The organism is Evansella tamaricis (genome assembly GCF_019042215.1).
Lineage (GTDB): Bacteria > Bacillota > Bacilli > Bacillales > Salisediminibacteriaceae > Evansella > Evansella tamaricis.
The window spans coordinates 1-7,298 of the sequence record NZ_JAHQCS010000157.1 but is presented as its reverse complement, the minus strand read 5'-3'; the positions used below and the strand labels follow the sequence as shown (position 1 = coordinate 7,298).

4 protein-coding genes are annotated in these 7,298 nt (G+C 46.2%); all 4 read right to left on the bottom strand.

The features are described 5' to 3' along the window. Positions 1 to 522: 522 nt before the first annotated feature. On the bottom strand, positions 523 to 3,819 hold the full coding sequence (gene icmF, locus KS419_RS19755; RefSeq protein ID WP_217068228.1) for a fused isobutyryl-CoA mutase/GTPase IcmF: 3,297 nt from the start codon (positions 3,817 to 3,819) through the stop codon (positions 523 to 525). Beyond that, the gene (locus tag KS419_RS19750) at positions 3,810 to 4,505 is read right to left on the bottom strand and encodes a TetR/AcrR family transcriptional regulator (protein ID WP_217068229.1); all 696 of its coding nucleotides are present in this window, start codon (positions 4,503 to 4,505) and stop codon (positions 3,810 to 3,812) included. Before KS419_RS19750 ends, icmF begins: the two co-directional genes overlap by 10 nt. Beyond that, positions 4,505 to 5,512: a methylmalonyl Co-A mutase-associated GTPase MeaB gene (meaB, locus tag KS419_RS19745; protein ID WP_217068227.1), complete on the bottom strand. Its 1,008-nt coding sequence runs from the start codon at positions 5,510 to 5,512 to the stop codon at positions 4,505 to 4,507. The genes KS419_RS19750 and meaB overlap by 1 nt, the downstream gene beginning before the upstream one ends. 88 nt (positions 5,513 to 5,600) lie before the next feature. After that, positions 5,601 to 6,743: an acyl-CoA dehydrogenase gene (locus KS419_RS19740; protein WP_217068226.1), complete on the bottom strand. Its 1,143-nt coding sequence runs from the start codon at positions 6,741 to 6,743 to the stop codon at positions 5,601 to 5,603. Positions 6,744 to 7,298 lie beyond the last annotated feature (555 nt).

Sequence of the window (7,298 nt, the reverse complement as noted above, 5' to 3'; positions counted from 1 at the left end):
AGCACAAGCGCCTAGGCTCACGAGCGTAGGGCGGTGGAGGAATGACAACCTGAAGTCCGCTCTTTGACTTCGGTTGTCACTTCCGAAGTGCCCCGTAGCGAGTAGGCGTTTGTGCTAGACAATGAAAAGCACAAGCGCCTAGGCTCACGAGCGTAGGACAGTGGAGGAATGACAATCGAAGTCCGCTCTTTGACTTCGGTTGTCACTTCCGAAGTGCCCCGTAGCGAGTAGGCGTTTGTGCTAGACAATGAATAGCACAAGCGCCTAGGCTCACGAGCGTAGGGCGGTGGAGGAATGACAACCTGAAGTCCGCTCTTTGACTTCGGTTGTCACTTCCGAAGTGGCTTAGGGACTGTAAAAGTGGAAAGCACCACTTTTACAGTTCCCATGCGAGTAGGCGATGGAGCTAGACAAGCCCGAGGTGCAAAAACTTATACATATGCTTATCTTTTAAAAAAGTGACTTCGAAGTGAGTTCAGATAAATTCCAAATTCCACTCACCACGAAGCACTTCCACAAATATTACAAATTCCTGCGATACTGACCGCCAACTTCATAGAGTGCCCCAGTAATCTGTCCTAAACTGGCAACCTTCACCGTTTCCATTAATTCCTCAAACAGATTGTCGCCCTTTAGTGCCACTTGCTTCAGTCTGGATAGCGCCACATCCCCTTCTTCCCGATTCTTTTCTTGAAATTCCCTTAATCGGCGGATTTGCTCCTCCTTTTCCTCCTTTGTGGCTCTCGCCAACTCCATTTCAAAGTCATCTTCAGAAGGGGGTTTTGGATTCAAATAGGTGTTCACCCCAATAATCGGGAGCTTCCCGTTATGCTTCAATGTTTCATAAAGAAGTGATTCTTCCTGTATTTTTCCCCGTTGGTATTGAGTCTCCATGGCACCAAGGACGCCTCCTCGGTCATTCATCCGCTCTAACTCTAACAACACCGCTTCTTCCACTAAGTCCGTAAGCTCTTCCACAATAAAGGAACCTTGCTGTGGATTCTCGTTCTTAGCGAGGCCCATTTCCTTTGTGATAATCATTTGAATCGCCATGGCACGACGGACACTTTCCTCAGTGGGCGTGGTCACCGCTTCGTCATAGGCATTCGTATGCAGGGAATTACAATTATCATAGATTGCAAGCAGCGCCTGCAAGGTCGTACGTATATCGTTGAAGTCCACTTCTTGTGCATGAAGAGATCTTCCTGATGTCTGAATATGATACTTTAATTTCTGACTCCGTTCATTTGCACCATATTTTTCCCGCATCGCAACGGCCCATATTCTTCGGGCAACTCGGCCGATTACCGTATATTCCGGATCTAGTCCATTGCTGAAAAAGAAGGAGAGGTTCGGTGCAAAATCATTCACATCCATACCACGGCTTAAATAATATTCTACATAGGTGAATCCGTTCGCTAAAGTGAAAGCGAGCTGACTGATCGGGTTGGCTCCAGCTTCGGCAATATGGTAACCACTGATCGATACAGAATAATAGTTTCTAACGTGGTGGTCGATAAAGTATTGCTGAATGTCCCCCATCATCCTAAGGGCAAATTCCGTGGAGAAAATGCAAGTGTTCTGCCCCTGGTCCTCCTTTAAAATATCTGCTTGGACAGTTCCCCTGACGGTGGACAAAGTATACGCCTTGATTTCCTTCTGTTCAGCGTCACCAGGTTCTCTGCCATTTTGTTGTGTAAATACCTTGATCTGCTGCTCGATTGCCGTATTCATGAACATCGCCAAGATGATCGGCGCCGGACCATTGATCGTCATGGAAACTGATGTTGTTGGAGCACTAAGGTCAAATCCATCATACAACATCTTCATATCATCCAACGTACAAATACTGACACCACTCTCTCCCACTTTACCGTAGATATCAGGGCGATAGCCTGGATCTTCCCCATACAGGGTTACAGAGTCAAATGCAGTACTCAAGCGCTTTGCCTCGTCGTCTTTAGATAAATAGTGGAACCGGCGATTCGTCCGTTGTGGTCCCCCTTCACCAGCAAACTGGCGCTTCGGATCTTCCCCTTTTCGTTTAAATGGGAAAACTCCGGCGGTGTATGGAAACTCCCCTGGAACATTTTCCTTTCGTACCCACCGTACGATTTCTCCATAATCTTCGAAGGGAGGTAGAGAAACTTTCGGGATGTCCAGTCCCGCTAAACTGCGGGTCTTTAATTCCGTCACAATTTCCTTAGTCCGGATTTTCATGACAAATTGGTCCTGCCGGTAAGATTCCTTCTTTTTCTCCCAAGTGTCCAACACATGTTTTGTCTGATCCCGTAATGATCCGGCATAATGATCCCGCAATCGGAGTAGTTGCCCTCTGGAATCTTCCCCACCTTCAGCAGCTATTACCCGATCCATTTCCCGTAGTGCTTCCAATGTTCCTTCAATCTGAAATAAACGGCGCGCCTTTTTCACTTCTTTCACTGTTTCTTCATGATATTCCCGGATGGATTGGACAATCTCCCGCAAATAATGAACTTGTTCTGGAGGAATGATTCCTTTTTTCAACGTAATTCCATCATTTTTCCCCAGTTCAGTTTTTTCCCAACCGGCATCTTCCCCCGCAGAGAACTTCCTGCCGATAATTTGCATTAGTTCGTAAAAAAGACGGTTTGTGCCTGGATCATTAAATTGACTTGCAATTGTTCCAAATACAGGCATTTCCTCCGGGTCTTTGTCAAATAACATATGGCTCCGCTGATATGCTTTCCGTACTTCCCTTAAAGCATCCTCAGAACCTTTCCGTTCGAATTTATTGATGGCTATACAATCGGCAAAATCAATCATATCGATTTTTTCCAGCTGAGTCGGTGCCCCAAATTCACTTGTCATGACATACATAGATACATCCGCCACATCAGAGATGGCTGCATCCCCTTGGCCAATTCCACTCGTTTCCACAATGATCAGATCAAAACCCGCAAGTTTAACTACACGGATCGCTTCTTCAATAGCCTTTGATAACTCCTGACGGCTGTCCCGAGTGGCCAACGATCTCATATATACTCGCTCGTGATGAATCGAGTTCATCCGAATCCGGTCTCCAAGGAGGGCACCTCCAGTCTTCTTTTTCGTGGGATCCACGGACAAAATCGCTAATGTTTTATCAGAATAAGCCATTAAAAATCGCCGGACTAATTCATCCGTCAATGAACTTTTTCCCGCTCCACCTGTTCCGGTAATCCCAAGGACCGGCGCTCCTGCACTTGCACCTGAATTCACTTTTACTTCTGCCTCAAAAAAAGAAGTACCTTCCTTTGACACTTCTTCCCCGAAGGTTTGCAACTCCGCAATACTTATTAACCTTGCAACCGTTTCCATATTTCGACATGATAAAGATCCCTTTTCCAGCCCTGCGACATCGTCCATCGGGAAATCACATAGTTCCACCATTTCATTGATCATGCCTTGAAGACCTTGCTGCCTACCATCTTCCGGAGAATAAATCCTTGCTATTCCATACTCATGCAATTCTTTGATCTCAGAAGGAATAATGACACCTCCTCCTCCACCAAAAATCTTGATATGGGAAGCTCCATGTTCCTGCAATAGATCATGTAAGTACTTGAAATATTCCACATGGCCACCTTGGTACGAAGAAATGGCAATCCCCTGAACATCCTCTTGTATTGCCGCCTGCACCACTTCCCCAACAGAACGATTATGGCCTAAATGAATGACTTCTGCCCCAGTAGCCTGCAGCATTCTCCTCATTATATTTATGGAGGCATCGTGTCCGTCAAAAAGACTCGATGCCGTTACAAACCGGACCGCATGTTTTGGTTTATATTTTAATTCCATCCGTTTCCCCCTCCGTCTTTGTTGATTGCAGGTGTGACCCCACTATGATGCAGAAACTTGCCATCCTTTGCCTGAAAACCGCGGAATAATTGTGCAATCTGCCACTCACAATATGATTCAATTGTATATTCCTTTTGAATGATCCATCTTCTAAACGTCCACATATGACCTGAAACAAGAATGTTATGACAAGCAAGGGAAACTTCCCTGTCCTCGATCTCGATGAGCCCACGCTCCCGACATGTTCGAATCTCCTTTTCAAACATATCCTTCATGCTAAGCTCTTTTTGAAGAACATAATTCAGAGCTTCATTAGAGAGTGATTTCGTTTCCTGATACATGACAAGGACCTCGTTCTGCAAATCATCCACCACTTTAAAATACGAGTAGATGACTTGATGAAGTCGTTCAAGGCCCTGAAGGTTCTCATCCATCAACTGCTCCCATTTCTCCATCACCTCATCATAAACGGCATCACAAACAAGATATAAAATATCTTCTTTGGAGCCAATGTATTCATATAAGGTACCGATGCTGAAACCGGATGCTTGAGCAACTTCCCGTGTCGTTGTTCCGTGATACCCCTTCTTATTAAAAAGCTGAACAGCCGCTTTCACAATCTGCTCCCGCCTCGTTTTTATCAATCTTTCATCCTTCACGAGAGAAGGTACATTCTTCTTTTTCATCATTCCTCGTCTCCTCCTTGCTGCACATCCCCATCTACTTGCTCCGACACTTCCAGTTCCTTCGTCTCCTGTTTCCAATACTTATAGATGATATGGGCAACCTCATACGGATCCCTTTCCTCGGAACTGCCTGATTCCAACGGTCCCAATTCCTGTTCCACCAATCCCAATACATCCGCAGCAAAACGTTCCTGAAGCCGACGCATCACTTCTTGCTTCCGCTGACTGAACCTCCGCTCAGCCTTCTTACCAGAGGATGCCAAATACTTATGATGTGCAAGCGACTCCTCCACCACTTGCTCCATTCCCCGTTTCAACGTAGAAACCGTCTCCAAAATCGGCGGCTCCCACCCCTTTTTTCCCCGTTCCGTAATATGAAGCAGATCTTGAAGCTCCCCCTTGAGCTGATCGACACCTGGCAAGTCCGCTTTATTTATAACAAAAAGATCGGCAATTTCCATAATTCCAGCCTTAAATGCCTGAATCAAATCTCCACCAGACGGATAAAGGACCAACGTCACCGTATCTGCTGTCTTCATGATATCCAACTCCGCCTGACCGACACCAACCGTCTCCACCATGACCACATCAAACCCCGATGCGTCCATGATACGAACCACATCTTGACACGCTTCCGACAAACCCCCGAGGCTTCCCCTCGTCCCCATACTTCTTATGAAAACACCTTCGTCGTCATCATGATCACGCATCCGTACCCGATCCCCGAGGAGGGCTCCCCCTGAAAATGGGCTCGTGGGGTCCACTGCAATCACGGCAACTGTTTTATTCCGGGACCTCCACTCCTTCACGAGCCCATTTACAAGGGAGCTTTTCCCTGCCCCTGGGGACCCTGTAATACCAATAATATGGGCGTTCCCCACATGGGGGAATACGCGGGACAAGAGCAACCGGTGCCCTTCTTTCCGATCCTCAACGATGGAAATCCCTTTGGCGATTGCCCGCTGATCTCCAGATAGAACTCGTTCCGCTAACTGCTCTAAGCCCATTCGTCCCGCCACCCTTTATTTATGATTCATGAGATTACATTCATTCGATTCTATATAGTTTCCACCTTTCCCATGAAAAATCCTGCTATTAATCTTTCAACAGCATTTTTGAAATAACGAGACGTTGAATCTCATTTGTCCCTTCATAAATTTGCGTAATCTTGGCATCACGCATAAAGCGTTCTACAGGATATTCTTTCGTATAACCATATCCCCCAAATACCTGGACTGCTTCCACCGTCACTTCCATCGCCGTATCCCCGGCAAATAGTTTTGACATAGCTGATTCTTTCCCATAGGATAGCCCTTCACTTTCTCTCCACGCCGCCTGATAAGTTAACAGTCTAGATGCTTCCACTTTCGTAGCCATATCTGCCAGCTTAAAGGCGATCCCTTGCTGTACACCAATTGGTTTCCCGAACTGTTTCCGATCCTTTGCATAATTCACTGAGGCATCGAGAGCACCTTGGGCAATTCCGACCGCTTGTGCTGCAATCCCATTACGTCCCCCATCCAATGTCATCATGGCAATTTTAAAGCCGTCCCCTTCTTCTCCGAGACGATTCTCTTTTGACACTCTACAATTATCAAAGATGATCTCTAGCGTTGGAGACGACCGGATGCCTAGCTTACTTTCCTTTTTTCCCATAAAAAATCCGGGTGTGTTCTTTTCTATAATAAATGCCGTACATCCTTTATGCTTTTGTTCCGGCTCCGTCAATGCGAAAACAACATAGATCTCCGCTTCCCCTGCATTTGTAATAAAAATCTTAGAACCATTAAGAATATAGTCGTCTCCTTCTTTCACTGCCGTCGTCTTCATATTGGCTGCATCGCTTCCCGAACCAGGCTCTGTGAGACCATAAGCTCCTAATTTAGTACCTTCCGCTAGTGGACGTAAAAAACGCTGTTTCTGTTCTTCCGTTCCAAATTTATAAATGGGCCACCCTGCTAAAGACGTATGCGCCGAGAGTGTTACTCCTGTGGAAGCACAAACTCGAGATAGCTCTTCCACGGCAATACAATAACTGAGATAATCAGCCCCTATTCCCCCATATTCTTCCGGCCAAGGTATTCCTGTCAAACCAAGTTCCCCCATCTGGTCAAAGATCTCCCGATCGAACCGTTCCTCTTCATCACGCTCTGCGGCAGTTGGTGCTACTTCATTTTCTGCAAAATCACGTACCATTTTCCGAATCATTTCCTGTTCATCTGACAGCTTGAAGAACATGTTGTTTCCCCTCTTTCTCTTTCAATCAAATTTGTTTGTTTCCTATTAAATTATGTTTTGCGAATTCAAGTCTTGAGAGACTTATAATGTACATCGCCTAAGATAGGAGCTAGACAATAAGAAAAGCGCAAGCGCCTATGGTCACGAGCGTAGGGCAGTGGAGGAATGACAACAGAAGTCCGCTCTTTGACTTCAGTTTGTCACTTCCGAAGTGCCCCGCAGCAATTAAGAAGCAACTGAAAAAGTTTAAAACCACTTTTTCAGTTCCTTTTATTTGTATGGCAATGGCTGCGCTCGTCGCTCGCCTGATAGGAGAAAACCACTCCTATCAAGCTTTTTAAAGATTGCGACGGCTACGCTCATTGCTTAGGGACTGTATAAGTGGAAAAGCACCACTTTTTCAGTTCCCTTGCGAGTAGGCGCTGGAGCTAGACAATAAGAAAAGCGCAAGCGCCTTTGGTCACGAGCGTAGGGCAGTGGAGGAATGACAACTAGAAGTCCGCTCTTTGACTTCAGTTGTCACTTCCGAAGTGCCCCGCAGCGAGTAGGCGCTGG